Annotated in this window: 18 protein-coding genes; 5 read left to right on the top strand and 13 right to left on the bottom strand. The window is 49.0% G+C overall.

All coding sequences use genetic code 11. The annotated features are described in order from the left end of the window. Positions 1-29: 29 nt before the first annotated feature. From H8S80_RS00535 to H8S80_RS00505, 7 genes are all read right to left on the bottom strand, one after another. Entirely contained in the window at positions 30-1247 is a 1218-nt protein-coding gene (locus tag H8S80_RS00535; protein ID WP_110321260.1) for an ROK family transcriptional regulator, read from the bottom strand. An 18-nt stretch (positions 1248-1265) separates the two neighbouring features. Next, on the bottom strand, positions 1266-2090 hold the full coding sequence (locus H8S80_RS00530) for a carbohydrate ABC transporter permease (protein ID WP_002600843.1): 825 nt from the start codon (positions 2088-2090) through the stop codon (positions 1266-1268). Positions 2091-2263: 173 nt separating this feature from the next. Then, positions 2264-3196 carry a carbohydrate ABC transporter permease gene (locus H8S80_RS00525; RefSeq protein WP_002600844.1) on the bottom strand — a complete coding sequence of 311 codons (933 nt, stop codon included), beginning with the start codon at positions 3194-3196 and terminating at the stop codon, positions 2264-2266. A gap of 16 nt (positions 3197-3212) precedes the next feature. Next, on the bottom strand, positions 3213-4625 hold the full coding sequence (locus tag H8S80_RS00520; protein WP_117631429.1) for an ABC transporter substrate-binding protein: 1413 nt from the start codon (positions 4623-4625) through the stop codon (positions 3213-3215). Positions 4626-4656: 31 nt separating this feature from the next. Continuing rightward, complete coding sequence (locus H8S80_RS00515) at positions 4657-5508, bottom strand: sugar phosphate isomerase/epimerase family protein (RefSeq protein WP_117631427.1); 852 nt, start codon at positions 5506-5508, stop codon at positions 4657-4659. 14 nt (positions 5509-5522) lie between these two features. Continuing rightward, positions 5523-6590: a Gfo/Idh/MocA family protein gene (locus H8S80_RS00510; RefSeq protein WP_117631425.1), complete on the bottom strand. Its 1068-nt coding sequence runs from the start codon at positions 6588-6590 to the stop codon at positions 5523-5525. Continuing rightward, entirely contained in the window at positions 6577-7863 is a 1287-nt protein-coding gene (locus H8S80_RS00505) for a phosphoglucose isomerase-related protein (protein ID WP_117631423.1), read from the bottom strand. The genes H8S80_RS00510 and H8S80_RS00505 overlap by 14 nt, the downstream gene beginning before the upstream one ends. A 529-nt stretch (positions 7864-8392) precedes the next feature. Between H8S80_RS00505 and H8S80_RS00500 the strand changes: the two genes are divergently transcribed. The 5 genes from H8S80_RS00500 to H8S80_RS00480 all read left to right on the top strand — a co-directional run bounded on the left by H8S80_RS00500 (position 8393) and on the right by H8S80_RS00480 (position 11367). Further along, positions 8393-9001 carry a TetR/AcrR family transcriptional regulator gene (locus H8S80_RS00500; RefSeq protein WP_117631421.1) on the top strand — a complete coding sequence of 203 codons (609 nt, stop codon included), beginning with the start codon at positions 8393-8395 and terminating at the stop codon, positions 8999-9001. A gap of 191 nt (positions 9002-9192) precedes the next feature. Then, positions 9193-9636 (top strand): hypothetical protein, encoded by a 444-nt coding sequence (locus H8S80_RS00495; RefSeq protein WP_243007887.1) that lies wholly within the window; start codon positions 9193-9195, stop codon positions 9634-9636. A gap of 78 nt (positions 9637-9714) precedes the next feature. Further along, positions 9715-9981 (top strand): immunity 17 family protein, encoded by a 267-nt coding sequence (locus H8S80_RS00490; protein ID WP_117631417.1) that lies wholly within the window; start codon positions 9715-9717, stop codon positions 9979-9981. Between the two features lie 105 nt (positions 9982-10086). Next, complete coding sequence (locus H8S80_RS00485) at positions 10087-10563, top strand: hypothetical protein (protein ID WP_117631415.1); 477 nt, start codon at positions 10087-10089, stop codon at positions 10561-10563. 57 nt (positions 10564-10620) lie between these two features. Continuing rightward, positions 10621-11367 (top strand): hypothetical protein, encoded by a 747-nt coding sequence (locus H8S80_RS00480; RefSeq protein ID WP_117631413.1) that lies wholly within the window; start codon positions 10621-10623, stop codon positions 11365-11367. 233 nt (positions 11368-11600) lie between these two features. Here the strand turns inward: H8S80_RS00480 and H8S80_RS00475 are convergent, their stop codons facing one another. The 6 genes from H8S80_RS00475 to H8S80_RS00450 all read right to left on the bottom strand — a co-directional run bounded on the left by H8S80_RS00475 (position 11601) and on the right by H8S80_RS00450 (position 18825). Continuing rightward, entirely contained in the window at positions 11601-12641 is a 1041-nt protein-coding gene (locus H8S80_RS00475) for a Gfo/Idh/MocA family protein (protein ID WP_117631411.1), read from the bottom strand. Between the two features lie 7 nt (positions 12642-12648). After that, positions 12649-13866, bottom strand: a complete 1218-nt coding sequence (locus tag H8S80_RS00470; RefSeq protein ID WP_117631409.1) for an ROK family transcriptional regulator — start codon at positions 13864-13866, stop codon at positions 12649-12651. Positions 13867-13972: 106 nt separating this feature from the next. Beyond that, positions 13973-15493 (bottom strand): ABC transporter substrate-binding protein, encoded by a 1521-nt coding sequence (locus tag H8S80_RS00465; RefSeq protein WP_025530072.1) that lies wholly within the window; start codon positions 15491-15493, stop codon positions 13973-13975. A 16-nt stretch (positions 15494-15509) separates the two neighbouring features. Beyond that, positions 15510-16772 carry a glucose-6-phosphate isomerase gene (locus tag H8S80_RS00460; RefSeq protein WP_002600852.1) on the bottom strand — a complete coding sequence of 421 codons (1263 nt, stop codon included), beginning with the start codon at positions 16770-16772 and terminating at the stop codon, positions 15510-15512. A gap of 9 nt (positions 16773-16781) precedes the next feature. Continuing rightward, on the bottom strand, positions 16782-17618 hold the full coding sequence (locus tag H8S80_RS00455; RefSeq protein ID WP_117631407.1) for a sugar phosphate isomerase/epimerase family protein: 837 nt from the start codon (positions 17616-17618) through the stop codon (positions 16782-16784). A gap of 106 nt (positions 17619-17724) precedes the next feature. After that, positions 17725-18825, bottom strand: coding sequence for a Gfo/Idh/MocA family protein (locus H8S80_RS00450; RefSeq protein WP_117631405.1), 1101 nt, complete (start codon positions 18823-18825; stop codon positions 17725-17727). Between the last annotated feature and the right edge of the window lie 5 nt (positions 18826-18830).

The raw sequence follows: 18830 nt of genomic DNA, 5'->3' as shown, positions 1-18830 counted from the left end.
TACGAATCCTCACTTATTTTATTCAATACTTACTCCTTGATAAAGAACTGTTTGATTGCCAGAGCAGCCCCGCCCCTGGCACCTGTGAAGGGATTGAAATCGATAAATTCAATCTCGATCTCCTGGTCATTCAGACCAAAGATGTGTTTCTTCGTCTCTTCCAGAAGCCTCCTTCGGTTTCTCTTCACCTTCATGATATAGCCGTCCACAATGACCAGCGGCGGGCTGATCAGGTTGATAATATTCGCCAGCGCCACGCCAAGGTACATGACAGCTTCCTCCATGATTTTCACTACCAGTGTATCATTGCATTCCTCTGCCATGATGACGTCCTTCATGGTCATTTCCGCCGGGTCGGGGCACAGCTCTGTCAGCATCGTGGAGGCGCCTGCGGATACGGCCGCTTTACACCGCTTGAGAATCGCCCGTTCACTGGCCATCTCCTCCAGACAGCCGTTGTGGCCGCAGGTCTCGCATTTCGGACCGTTGATTTCCACTACCATGTGGCCGGCCTCGCCGGTGCTGGCATTTTCCCCTGTAATCATCCGGTTCTTTACCAGCAGCGGGCATGCAATACCATAGGAAATCAGATAGTAAGCAAAGGAATCCGGCCTCAGCGTCTTTCCAAACATCTCTTCTCCGGCCGCCCTTATTCTGGCGTTATTTTCAATAAGTACCGGGACCTCCAGCCTTCTCGTCAAGTCTCTGGCTATATTTTTATTATTCCAGTTTGTCTTGAAGCTTTCCCTCAGGACACCCGCCTTCGCTTCCACAAAGCCCGGCAGGCCCACACCTACGCCCAGAATCTTTTCCATATCCACTCCGCTCCCGGCGATCAGCTTATCAATACTCTGCGCAAGCGCGTCCATTTCCTCCACATACTCCCCATTCATGGGAGGATATTTCACGCTGATTTTCTCATTTCCATGGAGATCCAGCATACAGATTGCCGTCTGATAGGGATTTAACTCCACTCCGATGGCATATCTGGCATCTTGAACAAAATCAATTTTTACCGGTCTGCGCCCCAGGGAACGCTCTTCCACATCGGAAGCGTCCGCCGGGAACTCATACACCAGCCCTCTCTCGATCAGGGATGTCACATTCGTCGTAATCGTAGGCGGAGTCAGCGACAGCATCTCTGCAATCTTCCCTCGCGATATAGGGCCGTATTTATAGATAATTTCTTTAATCAGAGCCTCGTTCTGCTTCTTGACTCTTGGCAGATTTGTGCCACGTGCAGTCATCTTCTCCTCCTCCCTGTCTCAGCCTTTGATCCCGGAGAAAGTAATTCCTTCGATAAACCGCTTCTGGACAATAAAGTAAATGATAATAACCGGCAGGGTAATCATCAGCGCCGTAGCCATAAGAAGCGACCACTCTGTCTTATACTGCGTGGTAAACATCTGCAGCCCGATGCTGAGCGTATACCGCTTCTCATCGCTTAAGTAAAGCAGCGGTCCTAAAAAGTCGTTCCAGGAGTTCATAAACCGGAACAGAGCTACCGTCAACACGCCCGGCACGACCAGGGGCAGCATAATTTTCGCGTAAATATAGAATTCCGAGGCTCCGTCCACCCGCGCCGCATCTTCCAGATCATGGGGAAGATTCATAAAAAACTGGCGCAGTAAAAAGATCATGAATGGCCTTCCGAAGAAGGACTGGATAAACAGAGGCACATACGTTCCGGTCAGACCAATTTTATTAAACAGGATAAAGGTCGGAACCATCGTGACCTCCTGGGGAATCATCATAACCGCTATGGTGATAAAGAACAGCAGTTCACGCCCCTTCCACTCCAGCCGGGACAGCCCATATGCCACTAAGGGGCAGGCGACCACCGTTCCCAGCACATCTAAAACCGCGATCACGGCTGTATTGCCCATATAGCGGAAAAACGGAATATAGTTTATTGCCCTGGCAAAATTCTCCCACATGACCGGATTCGGAATCCAGATCGGCGGATTCACAAGTACCTGCTGATCCGATTTGAGTGCAGTGGAAAGCATCCAGATAAAAGGAAGCAGGAAGAAAAACCCCAGCCCAATCAGAATCAGATGGATTGGAAGCTTTTTTAACCGTTTCATCATAAAATCCCTCCTATTCGTAACGATTCAGCCGTGCATCTTCTTGTTTTCGAACAACACGAAAACAAGAAGCCCGGGCGTTCCGCCCTATGTCAGTTTGTACAAAAAAGTGCTTATACAAGCGAGCTTGTAACACACTTTTCCATACAAACTGCCGCACGGCTGAATCGATACTTCTATTCTTGATAATGCACCCATTTTTTGGAAGTACCGAAGATCACAATGGTGAGAACCAGAATGATCAGAAACAGTATCCAGGCCATCGCCGATGCATACCCCATGTGCATGTAGCCAAATGCATTGTTGTACAAATGCATGACATAAAAGGTAAGGGAATTAACCGGATTGCCTTCGCCGCCCGTAAGGGTATAGGGCAGTGTAAAGGTCTGCAGGGCGTTTATAACGCCCATGACCACATTGTAGAAAATAACAGGTGTCAGCAGCGGCAGGGTGATGTTGCGAACCCGCTGAAACAGGTTCGCACCATCGATCTGCGCCGCCTCGTAATACTCAGGGGATATATCCTGAAGGCCAGCCAGATTAATGATAATGGCCTGCCCGATTCCCCAGGAAGCGATCAGCACGAGTGCCGGCTTTGACCAGGTTTCGCTGGCCAGCCAGGGAATCGATGCAATTCCAATCTTATTAAGCAGACTGTTAATGATGCCATAATTGGAATCCAGCAGCCAGCGCCACACCGTGGCGGTAGCAACGACCGGCACCAGCGTAGGGATAAAGAAAACGGTGCGGTAGAGACCAATTAACCGGATCCTGGAATTCAGCAAAAGCGCAATGACAATTCCAAGAATAATATTGACGGGAACACTGAGTGCCGTGAAATACAGGGTGTTCCAGATACTCTTCCAGAACAGGTTATCCTTCACAAGTTCTTTGTAATTTGCCAGCCCGACAAAGGTTCCTCTGTTTAACACACTATAGGATGTAAAGCTGTAGTAGATAGAGGAAAGAAGCGGGTAAGCATAAAACAGAAGCAGGCCAAGAATCCACGGTGCCGTAAACAATAACCCCATCCTCGATTTATGGGCCTCAATACCACTTTTCTTAACAAACCTTCCCTGCACATGCCGTACATTGCTGCCACTCTTCAATGGTAATCACCTCTTCTCATTCAAGTTTCTTCAGTTCTTCATTGATGGAGACATCCAGGGCTTTCATCAGGTTCTCAGGCGTATCCTTTTTATTCAGCGCCGAATCCAGTACCTGGTTTAAGTTATCCCACAGCATCTGTCCGACAGGTACCGGCGGGCGAATTTTCGCAGTAGACAGGTAGTCCATAAATGCCTTATAATTATCTTTGGAGCCGAATACCTTCTCCGACACACTCTTACAGGGAGACAGGCTGGCGCTGTCTTCCGCCATGACGGTCTGCGCTTCGTCGCTCAGTATGTATTTCATAAAATCCATGGAAAGCTCCTGATTGCCTGCTCCGCGTGGGATTACGAACGCCCAGCCGCCTGCCCATGTCATATGTTTTCCCTCTTCCTTACTTGGTATCGGGCAGATTCCATAGTTCAAATCCGGGTTATACTGCGCCATGTTGGCAATATCGAAGTTTCCTTTGACCGCCATGGCCACCTGTCCGGTCACAAACGGATCCTGCGCTCCGGTACCGAGCCCCGCCGCAAATTCCACAAAGCTCTTTCCGCCAAATTTGTCAGCGATATCCACTTCCCACTGAAGTGCTTCGATATTCTCCTCCTTTGCGATTGTCAGCACATTGGCGTCGGCATCGTAGAAGTCCCCGCCAAAGTTCCAGCCCCAGGTATAAATCGGTTTACCCGCAAATAACCACGGAATGATACCAACCTGCTTATAGGTATTGCCATCCATAATTGTCAGCTTTTCCGCTGCTGCATTTAATTCCTCAATTGTGGAAGGCGGATTCTCAGGATCCAATCCCGCAGCAGCAAATAAGTCCTTGTTATAGAAAAGCGCACGGGTATCTCCATTGTAGGGAATCGAATAGGTGCTGCCCTTGTACTGGGAACCAGACCTGGCCCAGTCGTAAATGCCGTCAAAGGAGGTGCCGGAAGCCGCCATTAAGTCGTCCAGCTTTACAAGCGCATCCTGCTGGGCCCAGGTCGCAACCTGGAAATTATCCAGCAGCGCCATCTCCGGCGGGCTTCCTGCGGCTATGGAAGCCATCAGCTTATCCATGGTCTGAGTGTTGCCGCTGGCCTTATTGGCTACAAACTGAAGATTAATCTCCACATTCTTGTCATTCGTCTGGTTGTACATATCGACAACCTTTTCCATCGCATCCGTTCCCGGACCGGCGCCCCAGGTATGCCACACGGTCAGAACTGTCTTTTCCCCCTTTGGACTCTCCCCTTTCGGACTCTCTCCCTCCGTATCCTTTGCCGCTCCGGTTGTCGTCTCTCCTGCTAAAGCCTTCGTAGACTCTGTTTTTCCGGAATTATCTCCGCTGGATGCTGTCTTTCCTCCGGCGCAGGCCGTCAGGGATGAGGCTGCAAGTAATGCGGCCATGCATGCGGCGAGTAAACTTTTGTTTTTCATATGAAATACCTCCTTATTTACCTTCTATATTTTACATAAAGAATGAACTGACATGATCTCTTGTCTTTAAGATTCCCCGTTTCACCTTATCCTCCGTGCCTTCCCAGACCGGATCCTCGTGCTCGATGCAGATGGCCCCCTCATACCTGATCTCGTAAAGAGCATCCACAATCCGGCCCCAATCCAGTTCTCCCAGCCCCGGCAGGCGGTGTCTCCACCATTTCCCATTCTGTAAAACGCCGGTTTGTGCCAGTGCCTCCCGATCCACGACGGTGTCCTTGGCATGGACATGGAAAATCCTGTCGGCAAACTGATAGATGTTTTTATATGGATCAATGAACTGCCAGACGAGATGAGACGGATCGTAGCAAAGCCCCAGCTGTTCACTGCCCACCGCATCAAAAACAGCTTTCCACAGATCTGGTGAGGTGGCGATGTTGCCCATCATGGGGCAGTTCTCGTAGCAGAGCTTAACCCCATATTTCTCCGCCAGTTCCACAAACTGCTTCGCCAGTTCCACCACAGCTGGCAGACTCTTCTCCGGAGCAAATCCCATACCTCCAAAGGATTCCGCCGTAACACCGGTGGAGCACACAATCTTTTCGATTCCCATCTCACCGGCAAACCGGATCCGGTCCCGAAGAGCGCTGCAGTGAAACTCCGCCTCCTCCTTGTCCCTGCTGAGGAAATTACGGCAGTAAATCATGGTCCCGACCGATACCTTTCCTTCCCCCAGAACCGCGTCGAACTGTTCCTTGTCGAGAGGAATCGCCGGCCCCACATCTAACTCGCAGATTCCGTTTTCCCAGGCCCAGTCGGCAATGGTCTTCAAATCCCTGATCCCGACACCGGTCAGGCTGTTTGTTAAAAGGCTCATTCTCATAATCTCTTTCCTCCTTATATATGAATAGTTTTTCCGGTTTCACAGGCCAGTAATATCTTATCCAGCAGATCCTGAATATAGAGCGCCCGGTCAAAATTGCGGTCTGGCCGTTCCCCGGTCTGAATACAATGGATAAAATCATTGATTTCGGCAAAAAACCATGGATCTGTCACCAAATCTGCGTCTACGGAGATGACCTCGGGCTTGCCTGCATATCCCCCGTCCTTTTCCATAAACCAGACCTCCACTTCCGCAGGCCTGTCGTCCCGGAAAAGCATCATGCCGCCTTCTCCGTATATCTCAATGGTATGTCTCGCCACACCCAGCCTGCTCGCTACAAAGGAAGCCAGTGTTCCACCCTCAAACCGGAGGTTAAATGCGGCGGAATCGTCGTTGCTTACCTGGCCCTGTCCCGGGTCAAATATCTCATCCCGCTCCGGAATGGAGCAGGAGACGAAGCCATTCACCTCGGAAACCGCTCCCTGAGACCCATCAAACATCCAGTCGCACAGATCCAGCATATGGCAGCCGAAATCAGCCAGCGCCCCTGTGCCGGATAGCTGCTTCTGCATACGCCATTCCAGCTTCACTCCGGGATTGGCAATCCTGCATCCGCCCAGTGTCTCACGGTATGTAAAAATCTTTCCCATCTTACCGGACTGCAGAACCTGGCGCATGTAACGGACCGCCGGTATCCCGCGATAGCTGAATCCGATCATGGCGACCGTGGAACAGCATCTGGCAATGCTTACCGCCCGGACAGAGCTTTCGGAATCAATGCTTAAAGGCTTTTCACACAGCAGGTGCTTTCCTTTTTCCATAGCCCGCACAGCCAGCTCTCCGTGAGCATAATTGGGAGTACAGATGCTTACGGCATCTACCTTCTCAAGCAGCTCATCGTAGTCAGAACAGATTTCCACCTCCAGATTTTTTTCCTTTGCCCACTGTGCGGCACGTCCCGGGACAATGTCGCAGACAGCAGTAAGGACACAGCCTGGATTCTGTAAGTAGCCTTTCGCATGATTGCCTGCAATCCCCACCGTATAGCCCGTTCCAACAATACCTACTCTAATTTTCTCCATTGCTTTCACTCCTGTATTTATATTTTCCAAGGGCTTCAAACATATAGCCCTTGTAGTTCTCCACACCTGGCTGGTCAAAAGGGTTGACCCCCAGCAGCTTTCCTGAAAGGTAACACGCAAATTCAAAGAAATAAAATAATTGGCCAAAGCTGTATTCACTCAATTCGTCGATTCTGATTCTGATACAGGGCAGACGCTCACTGTGTGCCTTTACGGTCGCCTCAAAGGCCGCCCGGCTGATGTCCGCCAGACTGGAGCCGTTCAAGTAATCAAAACCGTCCTCCACTTCATCCGCTTCCACGGACACCGCTTCTCCCTGTTCCTCAATGTCCAGAAATGTCTCAAACAGAATCGGCGTTCCCTCCTGCACAAACTGCCCGATGGAGTGTAAGTCCTCCGAGTATTTCACTGCCGTAGGATAAAGGCCTTTTCCCTGCTTCCCCTCGCTTTCCGCAAACAGCTGCGTCCACCAGCCGTAAAAGTACTGAAGCCTCGGTTCAAAGGAAGCCAGCATCTCCACACGGAAACCCTCCTGGTACAAGAGGCTGCGGATGGCTGCATACTGAAATGCCGTATTTTCCTCTCCCTTTGTGTTCCTCAGCTCCCGTTCCATGTCTCCGGCTCCGGCAGCCATGGCGCGGATATCCATTCCGGCCACTGCCGCCGGGAACAGACCTACATTGCAAAGGCCCGAATACCGTCCCCCGATGTTCTCGGGAAAATCCAGAAAGGTATAACCGTAAATTCTGCAAAGCTCATGCAGGCGGCTTCCCCTCGTTCCAGTAGCAAAGACCCGTCTTTCGTATCCAGTTCCGTATCTCTCTTTCAGATACTGGCGAAGAATCCGAAAACCGATTCCCGGTTCCAGCGTCTCGAAGTTTTTCGCTATGACATTCACATAGACAGATTTGCCTTCCAGCTGCTTTAGAAGCTGTTTCATATACTGGGACGATACGTTGTTGCCTGCATATAAAATCTTCATAGGGCCGCCGCAGGAAAGTGCCTCGACCACGGCTCTCGCCGCCTGATTGGAACCGCCGATTCCAATCACCACCAGGATCTCACCATCTTCTCTGACTCTTCCTGCACAGGTCTCTATTTCCCGAAGTTTCTCCTCTCCGGCCCATTCGTCCACATGAAGCCATCCCAGATTACCTGAATATCTCTCTTCCCCAGCCTGTGCCCTCGTCAAAATATCTTCTTCCTGTTTAATATACTGTTTCAGCCTGCAGAGCGTAAACCGTCTCTCCGCGTCATAGAATTCTAACCGCATCGTATCAATCACCTTTCAAGTATTTTTTCACTTTTGTGCCGGTAATTACTTGTTTGTTTCATTAAGTGTTATTAGTTTTTTAATTTAAATAAATATTAGCATCCTATTTTGTGTTTGTCAATAGTGTTTTGTATTATTAATACATTTTTAAATCGCAATATCTTTATTTTATCAGCATTATTGTATATTCTCCTCAGCGTTATTTTGTATTACCAATACATTATTTATATAAAAGTTCTCCAACTGTCTTCTTTAATCGTCAATAAAACCAGCCCTTTATGCCCTATCAGACAGCCTCCAACCCATTTTTTCATGAAAGACTAAGTTTGTTTCTCTTCTGCTGCAGGATCGCTCAAATATAAAAGTGCCTGTGAGGTAAAACCTGCTCAGCCGTGTGGCCGCTTTGATCTGTTTTACGTAGTGGGAACCGCTGGCCTCCCTGCTCCCTCGCCTTTCTGCAAAGAACGCATGACTTCCCATAATAACTGTGGTAAACTATTGGCATATCAGCGGAAATGAGGGGGAAGCCATGTCAAAGAAAGCATATACGGAACAGGAACGGGAACAGGTCGGGCGCGATTTGCTGTCTGTGGGATTGGAAATGCTGTCCCAACGGGGACTGAAAAATACCAGACTGCAGGACATACTCCAGGCAGTCGGCATCTCGAAACCGTTCTTTTATGGAAACTACTATACTTCATTGGCGGAACTGGTGATCCATATTATCGACTATGAAATGGCACTTTTACTCCAGGCGGCGAAAGACGACGCGGCGCGGCAGGATATATCATTAGAAGAAAAAATCAATCGCCTTATTCAAATGGCTGTTCACAGCCGCCAGCACCATTTCTTTGTGATGACGCAAGAAGAAGAGCTGTGGGTACACAAGCATTTAAGCCCGGAAGACTTTGATATTTACCAGCAGGGGCAAGTGCAGTTTTATGAGCAGCTCCTTTCCCTCTGGCATATTCCAGAAGAAAAATGTACGCCGAAAGAGCTTGGTAACCTGCTGCTTACCGTGGTATTGATTTATAATTCGGCGGTCAGATCGCTCCCGTTCTTCTTCCCGGAGGAATTGGAACGGACCGCCCAGGCCCAGGCGGCAGCCCTTTCCAGGTATCTATCCTCTCTTGTGTAAAGCAAGTCAATAAATCAGGAAAACAGCGCATCGTTTCATACGGTGCGCTGTTTTCCTGTTTATTGACTTGCCATTTTTCAGATATTCAGGTATAATTTGATTTAAATACTATTTAAATCAAAAAGTAATTAAGTGAAAGGGACATGATTATGGGATTGTTTGGAAAATTATTCAAAGGGCCTGAAGTTGATATGGAAAAAAGCGATGCTAACCGCAAAAGGATGCGCTCCCTGTTCAACCAGTTAGTGGAACACGGAGAAGACTATAACATTATTTTCGGCTATACAGAGGATGTGGGACGTTTTAATTACGGACTGGTTCACGGCAGCAAAACAAAAATCGGCAATCTCATTGTGGGCTGGAACGAAACCAGCCAAACCATCGTTGTGGTGCCTACCGTTCCCGATCTATCCGGAGGCGGCGAACCGGTGTTCTACCGCCGGAGCGAAATTCTCAAAGCCTATCAGAATAAGTACCCGACCGATGCATTTATCATTTATCCGGATCGGAAGGGTTACATCGGCATCAATGTCTGCGACTGGCTGGAGGACGAAAAACTGTACATCTATGTTTCTCAAGAAGCAGAGGTAAAGGCCTTCACCGACTTTTTCCTGAATCATTTCAAAACAAAATAAAGAGGCACTCGGATGCCATGTTTTTTGATACGGCTCAAACCGTCGGCATAAAAAGGCGGCCGAGTGAGGAGCGACAGAATGAGCGATTTATATACAAAGCTGATGGAGCGGGTCATGCCATTCCTCCAGGCCAACTGGCAGCTCTTTCTAATTGTGGTCGGGGCGCTGTTCCTGCTGGGGGCGATTTTTCGCTGGAAATGGATCTGCGATCCCCAGGGAGACAATACACAGGGCTTTCTTGCCTTTGTATACCGCAATTTTGGAGAAAAGGGCTATCGTGTCATCACCGGCATTTCCGGAGCCGTTATTATCCTGTGCGGCGCATTTCTGCTCTTCCTTTTTTGATGCAGCTTGGTGGTTCGTGAAAGGATCTGAATGGTTAAAAAGGACGGCTCATTCATTTTATTGGAATAAGGTATGTCTAATTAAATTCTAAAGGAGTGTTCTATTATGGGAATTATGGATATTGTAAAAAAGGCGGCTACCGGGGCTACCGACGAGGAAAACCGAAAAAACCGGGAGAAGATGCGCGAAATTTTCGATGGAGCAGTCGCGGATGGATCGGCATACAAGCTTCTGTATTGCAAAGCGGAAAACTACACGGATGCCGTGCTTGTCAAGGTAACGATGCATTCCAGCTATATTGTGGGCTGCAAGGAGTCTGCTCCCCGCACCATTGCGGTGGTGCCCATTGACGCAGATCTCACAGCTGTGGGAGAGCCTTACATATTTACCAAGGAGAACGGCGGTATATCGAATGCCAGCATGATGGGCTATTGTTCGGTAAGCAATACCCAATATGGGTTCACGCTGGTTCCATTTGATTACCAGCCGGGTGTAAACAGGGGCAGTAAGTACACCCTTTCCCTACGGCAAACCCAAGAGGAAATCAAAGAGTTTAAGGCGTTTTTCAAAAAGGGGCTGTGACGAAGGTGACGCGGGTTCAGCGCCGCTAAAATATAAAAAGAAAAAGGAGTTTAAAGTATGGGACTGTTTGGATTTGACCCGTTAAAAGAGGCTGGTGGCTGGGAATCCGCTATGACCGAGGAAGAGATTGCCGAGATGGAGAAAAAAGGCTATGATATGTCCTCTGTCCGCGGCAAACAAGAGGAGATTGCCGCACAGGAGGAAACTGATGAGGCCGCTTTTATGGAACAACGCAAAGCAACTGCTGTCGCTACCAATTTGAATCAACTGATTTCCTATCGCGCCACGCCACGGAGCACCGAAAGTGAGTTTTTCAAGGATGTAGCTGGAAAAGCCCCTCTCTTTGGCAAAGAGAAATGGCGCGAGAAGTTTGCCAGCGCTCCCATGATCTATGGTGCGGTGGTACAAGCCAATACCGCCCTTTGGCTCCCCGGCACAGAGACCTTTCTACCCGCCGTTTTTGTGTTTGCCCTGGACAGCACTCATATTTATGATGTGGAATGGCTGACGGCCACGGCTGAAAAAATCAGCAGCATGAAAGAAAGTGCCCACGTTCCAGCCGACTGCCAGGAGTTTATCGGCATCCTTCGGGACTCCCAAAGTGAGTTCTGTTTCCCTCTGGGCGCTTCCCTGAGCAGTGGCGCGGATGCCTGGTGTGTGACCTACAAGTTTGAAAAACAGACGCTCCTGCCCGGAAACCGTCTGCCAGAGGATGGCATCGTGCCATTTCTTCTGGAAGCAAAGCCAAAAAAGCAAATCCCAGTCCAGCTTGCCGCCATACCTGGAAAGTATTATAAAGCGTGACCCATTGAGAAAATAATACTTGAGCGGAACTGACTTAACGTAATTATGCGTCTCAAAAGCCAGACGGTGGTTTTGAAACTAACTATTTCAAGACCACCGCCTTTTTGATTGCTTTGTTTTCTCATTGCTGTCACACTCCTGCAGCCTCAATACCAACAGAACACAAGATATATGTTTACTGTGACAAAAAAGAATGGCATAACCTTTACAGTCATGCCATTCCAATATAAAAATCACATTATTTCCGATGCCTGTCTTTCCGTTATAATCTCCCTGTTCTCCCGGGAAGAACGGTAAATATCCAGAACAAGCCCCAGTGTACGTTTCGCATCCTCCGGATCTGTTGGTACCGGTCTTCCTTCCCTTAAACAGCGGTAAAAATCCCGAAGCTGAATCTCGTGATAATTTCCCCAGTATGCCTCGCCCTTGACATCCGGTCCAACAGATGGATATATGGTTCTCGGCTCCTGACCCTTTAGCTGAATCAGTACTTCATTCTGCGTTAAGAGCGCGGTTCCATTTTCCCCGCTGATTTCCACCCGAATCGGGCTGTTGCTTGTATAATAATTACATGCAAAAAAGGAATAGACCGCTCCGTTTTCAAACGTAATGGCCGCGTCTGCCACATCCTCCACTTCAATATTGGTCAGGATTCTGCGGTCAATATGTCCTTTCACCTTTACCGGTTCACAGCCCATCAGATAGCGGACCAGATCCAGGCTGTGAATGGCCTGGTCAATGACCACACCGCCGCCTTCCTTTTCCCAGCTTCCTTTCCAGTCACACTCATAGTACGAAGGGGGACGCCACCAGTTTAATGTAGAAAATGCTCCGGTAATTCGGCCGAATTTCCCCTGCTCAATCAGCTTTTTAACTTCCTGAATTCCCTCGATATAGCGGTTCTGGAAGATAACGCCCAGCTGCCTTCCGTTTCTGTCTGCCGCCCGGATCATGGCGTCGGCATCTTCCGTCGTAAGGGCTACCGGCTTCTCTGTCAGAACGTGAAATCCTGCATCGAGACATGCGGCCGCATGCTCCTTATGTAAATAATGCGGTGTCAGAACGTGAACCACGGACAGCGGCTGCTTCAGTAAATCTTCCAGCTTATCCGAATAGCCACAGCCTGGAAATGCAGCAGCCAGCTTCCTGGCCCTGCATACTTCCTTATCCACCACAAAGGCAAGTTCCACCTCATCCTTCATATTCTCAAACGCGGCCTGGTATACAGAAGAAATCCTTCCGCATCCAATAATGCCAGCTTTTATCTTTTCCACTTGCTTCTTACTCCTTAATAAAGAATTGTTTAATTGCCAGAGCCGCACCGCCTCTGGCTCCGGTGAGAGGATTGAAATCGATAAACTCAATCTCAATCTCCTGATCGTTCAGGCCAAAGATATGCTCCTTAGTCTCCTCCAACAACTGTCTCCGGTTCCTTTTCACCTTCATAATATAGCCGTCCACAATCACTAACGGCGGGCTGATGAGATTGATGATGTTGGCCAGTGTTACGCCCAGATACATGACTGCCTCCTCCATGACCTTCACCACATATGCGTCGTTGCACTCTTCCGCCATCAGCACGTCCTTCATGGTCAGTTCCTCTGTGTCCGGACAGAGTTCCGTCAGCATTGTGGCAACGCCGTCATTGACTGCGGCTTTGCACTTCTTAAGAATGGCTCTTTCGCTGGCCATCTCCTCCAGGCAGCCGTTGTGGCCGCAGGTCTCACATTTGGGGCCGTTGATGTCCACTACCATGTGCCCCGCCTCTCCTGCGCTGGCATTTTCTCCGGTAATCATCCGGTTCTTCACAAACAGAGGACAGGCGATTCCATAGGAAATCAGGTAGTATGCGAAGGAATCCGGCCTCAGAGTCTTTCCAAACATCTCCTCTCCTATGGCGCGCGCTCTCGCATTGTTCTCAATCAGGACCGGAATATCCAGTCTCCGTGACAAATCTCTCGCTATGTTTTTATTATTCCAGCCTGTTTTAAAGCTTTCTCTTAAAATTCCCACCTTGGATTCCACGAACCCCGGCAGGCCCATGCCTACTCCGAGTATCTTCTCCGGATCCACACCGCTTTCCGAAATCAGCTTGTCAATATTGCGGGCGAGCATATCCATCTCTTCCACGTATACTCCGTTCATGGGCGGATACTTCATGCTGATTTTTTCATTCCCGCGCAGATCCAGCATGCAGATCGCCGTCTGGTATGGATTCATCTCCACTCCGACAGCATATCTGGCGTCCTGAATAAAATTGATCTTAATCGGTTTACGTCCCAGGGAACGCTCCTCCACGTCAGAATCCTCTGCCGCAAACTCATAGACCAGCCCCCTCTCGATCAGGGACGATACATTCGTCGTGATCGTCGGCGGAGTCAGCGACAGCATCTCTGCGATCTTGCTCCTTGATATGGGGCCGTACTTATAGATTATCTCCTTGATCAGAGCCTCATTCTGTTTCTTAACTCTGGGCAGATTCGTTCCGCGTGCAGTCATCTTTTTCCCTCCAACTCCGTATTCTATCCCTTTCATTATAGTGAATTTCAGGACATATTACAAGCAGAGGATACGCAAAAGCCTTACGTATCCTCTGTCCGGCGTATTATTTTAATGCTGCATAATCTGCCTCTGTATAATCCTTAAGCGGATCCCAGTTCGGGAAATCAAATGTTGCGTAATCGAGGCCGACAGCTTCGGATGCGCGCTTCCACTCTGTAGTCGATGCCTCAGCCAGCTTTGTCAGTTCACTTGAGTAATCAGTAATACTCTGGGACAGTACTCCCTGTAAAATAGCTCCCAGACTTGGCTGTACATCTTTTACTTCTGCATAGAAATCGTATGCTTTCTCATCTCTTGTCGTAGCTACAGGCACAACTTTTGCAGTTTCGCTGGCAATTTCATAGTACTGTTTCATAACCTCATTCGTCATATACTTTTCGTTTACACTCGGTACAATCGAAACGTAATTTCCGTCTGATACGCAGCCTGACTGATAACCGTAATCTTCGCTGAATAAAGCCATCAAATACTCTCCTGCCTCTTTCGGATGTTTGCTCTGCTTATAAATTCCCATCCATGGACTGCTTTCTACCTGCTGGATGCAGCCTTTGGCGCCATCATCTGGAACCGGAACCGCCATAACGCCATAGTTTAAGTCAGGATAACTCTGGGACCACGGAGGAATACACCACATTCCCTGGCAAAGGAAACCGGCCTGTCCCTGAGCGAACATCTCTCTCGCCTCAGGCGCGCTGATATTGACTGTATCCGGATGCACACTGCCGTCAGAAACCAACTGTGCCATCAATGCCATTGCTTCGTTCATCGCAGCACTGTCATACGGGGCCTTGCCATCTACAGTCAGGACTTTCGAGGTTGGCGCAATCTTTCCGCCACCTACTGCCGCAAAGGAACGTGCCAGAGTATCCAGACGATTTAACTGCTTTCCGCCTTCGATCAAACCATAAACTTCACCATTCCCTGATTCTGTAATTTGTTTACACGCTTCTACAAATTCAGAATATGTCTCCGGAATCTTGGTGACTCCGGCTTGATCAAGTACATCCTGGTTATAAAAGAATAAGCAGTTTACAACCGGAATTCCTTCTGTAATCGTATACAGGTCTTCGCCTTTCATCGTAACACCTTCCTCAAATACGGAAGGATCCAGAGTCTCCAGGAACTCATCTGTCACGTAATCATTCATTGGCTGATACCACTCTTCTTTTAAAGCTGTGCTCAGTGTCATACCAGTCGGTATCGGGAACAAATCCGGCCCATCACCTGATTTTATCATTGTCACGATCGTATTTTTAAACTGGTCAATTGTCAGCATTGTATATTCAATCGTGATATTGGGATGGTCTTCCATATACTTCTTGTTAAACTCTTCTCTCCTTACCAGAGAACTGTCACTCCAGTCCACAATCCGCAGGGTAATCTTTTCATCCGATTCAGCCGCCGTTGTATCAGAACTGCTGTCCTTAGACGAAGCTTCCGTCTTCTCCTGTGTGGGTGCTGCTGTCGTGTCGCTTCCCCCAGTACTCGGCATCGCACAGCCCGTCATGGCTGTTACCGTCATTGCCAGTGCCAGTGATAATGCCCCCATTTTCTTCAGTTTCATAAAATACTTCCTCCTTTTATTTATGTTTTCCAAGCGCTTGAAACATATAGCCCTTGTAATTCTCCACTCCCGGCTGGTTAAATGGATTTACCCCCAGCATGCTTCCGGAAAGGTAGCATGCAAATTCAAAAAAGTAAAACAGCTGGCCAAAACTGTATTCGTTCAACTCGCTGATCTTCAGCCTGACACATGGAAGCCGCTCGCTGTGCGCCTGAAAGGTAGCTAAAAATGCGGCTCTGTTGACCTCCCGCAAATCCGCCCCGTTTAAGTAATCAAAGCCGTCATCCACATCGTCTGCCTCAAGAATCAGTTCCTCGTCCGGATTTTCGATATCCAGAAATGTCTCAAACAGTACCGGAGTCCCCTCCTGCACAAACTGGCCGATCGAATGCAGATCTTCCGAGTATTTTACAGCTACCGGATACAGCCCTTTTCCGTCTTTCCCCTCGCTCTCCGCAAACAGCTGGGTCCACCAGCCATTGAAATACTGATACCTCGGTTCAAAGGAAGCCAGCATCTCCATGCGGAAACCTTTTTGATACAGAACATTACGGATTGCGGCATACTGAAAGGCACTGTTTTCTGCCCCCACTGCCGTCTTTAAATTCTGCTCCATATCCCTGGCGCCGGATACCATGGCACGAATATCAATTCCCGCCGCCGCGGCCGGGAACAGCCCGACATTGCACAGGGCGGAATACCGTCCCCCTATGTCTTCCGGGAAGTCTAGAAATGTATAACCGTGAGCCACGCACAGCTCCTCCAGCTCACTTCCTCTCGTCCCGGTTGCGAATACCCTGCTGTTGTAGTCTGCCCCATAGCGTTTTCTCAGATACTGCCTGAGAATCCGGAAACCGATTCCCGGTTCCATGGTCTCAAAGTTCTTGGCAATGACATTTATATATACGGATTTCCCGTCCAACTGCGCTAAAATCTGCTTCATATACGCGGAAGATATATTGTTTCCGGCGTACAGAACCTTTACCTTACTCTGGTTAGGCAGCGCACAGGTCACTGCCCTGGCCGCCTGATTGGAACCCCCGATTCCGATTACCACGAGGATATCCCCATCGTCCCGGACCCTTTTTGCGAAAGTCTCGATCTCAGCAATCCGCTCTTCTCCGGCCCACTCATCCACGCTGAGCCATCCAATACTGTCACGATACTGCTCTTCTCCGGCTTGTACCCGGGTCAGGATTTCTTTCTTCTGTCTCATGTACTCGTTCAGCTCTTCACAAGACGCCTGCCCGCTTCCGTCATAGAATTCCAAATGTACCATACCGATCACCTACCCAAGAATTTCCCGAACATACGAAACTGCCTTCGTATACCGTTCAAAGTCTACCTTTCCTTTTTCATATTCAATGACCGCCCAGCCATTGTCTCCGAAATTCTTTTTAATCACAGACATCAGATGATCATAATCCATATCACCGGTACCTAAGTCCACGTAACTCTCCTGCTTCTGATCAAACGTATGGCATTTCTCCATTATTTCCTTTTTAAAATCGCGTAAATGTACGTAGCTGATCCGGTCCGGATACTTCTCGATCAAATCTGCCGGGTCCCAGCCGCTTCCTGCCGCCCAGCCAGTATCCAGTGCAAAATGCACCCGGGGTGCTTTATGAATCAATGCCATAAACAACAGGCCGTCATGGTCAAACTCCCAGCAATGATTATGGTAATTAATAAATACCCCCTTTTCTCCGGCCTTCCCTGCAATCTCATTCAGCTTTTCAGCCATTTTTTCAGCTGACTCCGTATCGCTCAATCTGGGATCTACGGGCTCCTCCGGGTGATGGGACGGATCCTTTTGAGCCGCACCCGTAAAAATAATATTCTTATTCGGCATAATCTGCAGAAATTCCACTGCCTTCCCAACCGCATCCTCCACCTTCTGCGGATCATCCAGCAAATCGGTCCACAGTGCAGATACATGAAGTCCTGACAGCTGCAAATGATACTGATCCAGCAATTCCTTTAAATAACTGCTCTTTTCGACTCCGAAGAAACGCGCGCCGATCTCCACGCCCTGGCATCCGGTCTTCTCAAATTCCTTTAATACTTCTTCCGTTTCCTTTGCAATCCTGTCGGTAAACAGGACGGCATGACAGCCTATTTTCATTTTAAAAATCCTCCTGGTCTATTCAAAATCGTTACAGTTCAGACGGCTCATCTTCTTGACCGAAAAAACCGGTCAAGAAGCATCGGATATTCAGCCGTCTGAACTGTTACTCAAAATCTATGGGAACACTGCATCCACAGTCTGAAGACTCCTGCAGCGCGTCGATCAGCTTCTGAATATAAATGCCTCTCTGGAAGTCTGTATCCACCGGCGTTCCTTTTTCAATTGCATCAATAAACTGTTTTATCTCAAAATAGAAATTGATCGCAAACGGTGTTCTCGGAACATTTTCATTAATCAGATACATCTCCTCCGGAACCTTGACGCACTCCGGCGCGCCTAAATATCCGCCCTCCGGATCTTTCTTCTGGATCTGCAGTGAGAAATGGTCGGCGCCGTCAAATACCGCGTTTCCGCCGCTGCCGTATACTTCCACCGTATGTCTGCTGCCGATTCTGCTGGCCGTGTAGGAGAGCAGGACGCCATCCCTCGTCCTGGCAGAGAACATCGCCACATCGTCGTTATCCACACTGCCCCTGCCGTTCCCATGTACCCGGTCACGTTCCTCCACCATAATACCGCTCATGCATTGTACCTCGGTGATCGGTCCCGCCGTGTCGCGGATCAGCATATCGCCGATGTCCAGCATATGGCTTCCAAAGTCCGCCATGGCTCCCGGTCCCGATAACTCCTTCTGCATCCTCCATTCCAGCTTTACCTGTGGATTGGCGATTCTGTTTCCGCCAAGAGACTGGCGAATATAAAATATCTTTCCGAGGGAGCCGTCATCGATCAGCTTCTTCAAATACATATACCCGGGAATTCCGCGGTAGCAGAGCCCGATCATGCAGACCCTGCCGGACATTTCCGCATAATTTAATGCCTTCTGGCATTCCAGCGCATCGACTCCAAACGGCTTCTCACACAGGACGTGTTTTCCCGCCTTCAATGCCTGAACCGTTAATTCAATATGTGAGGCATTGGGGGTACAGATGCTGACTGCATCCACCAGATCCAGAAGTTCCTCATAGCTTTCGCAGGCCTTTGCCCCCTCCAGTCCGAATTTCTCTATGTAACCGGCGGCCCTCTCCCTGATAATATCGTAAACGGCCGTAATCTTCGCCTCCGGCACTCTCAAATACCCGTCAATGTGGTTGCCTGCGATTCCGATCGTATTTCCAACTCCTACAATTCCTACTCTTACCATTGTTT

It is taken from the genome of Hungatella sp. L36 (genome assembly GCF_014288035.1).
Note: the sequence above shows the minus strand (reverse complement) of the source record. Positions and strands in the feature narration are given on the sequence as shown.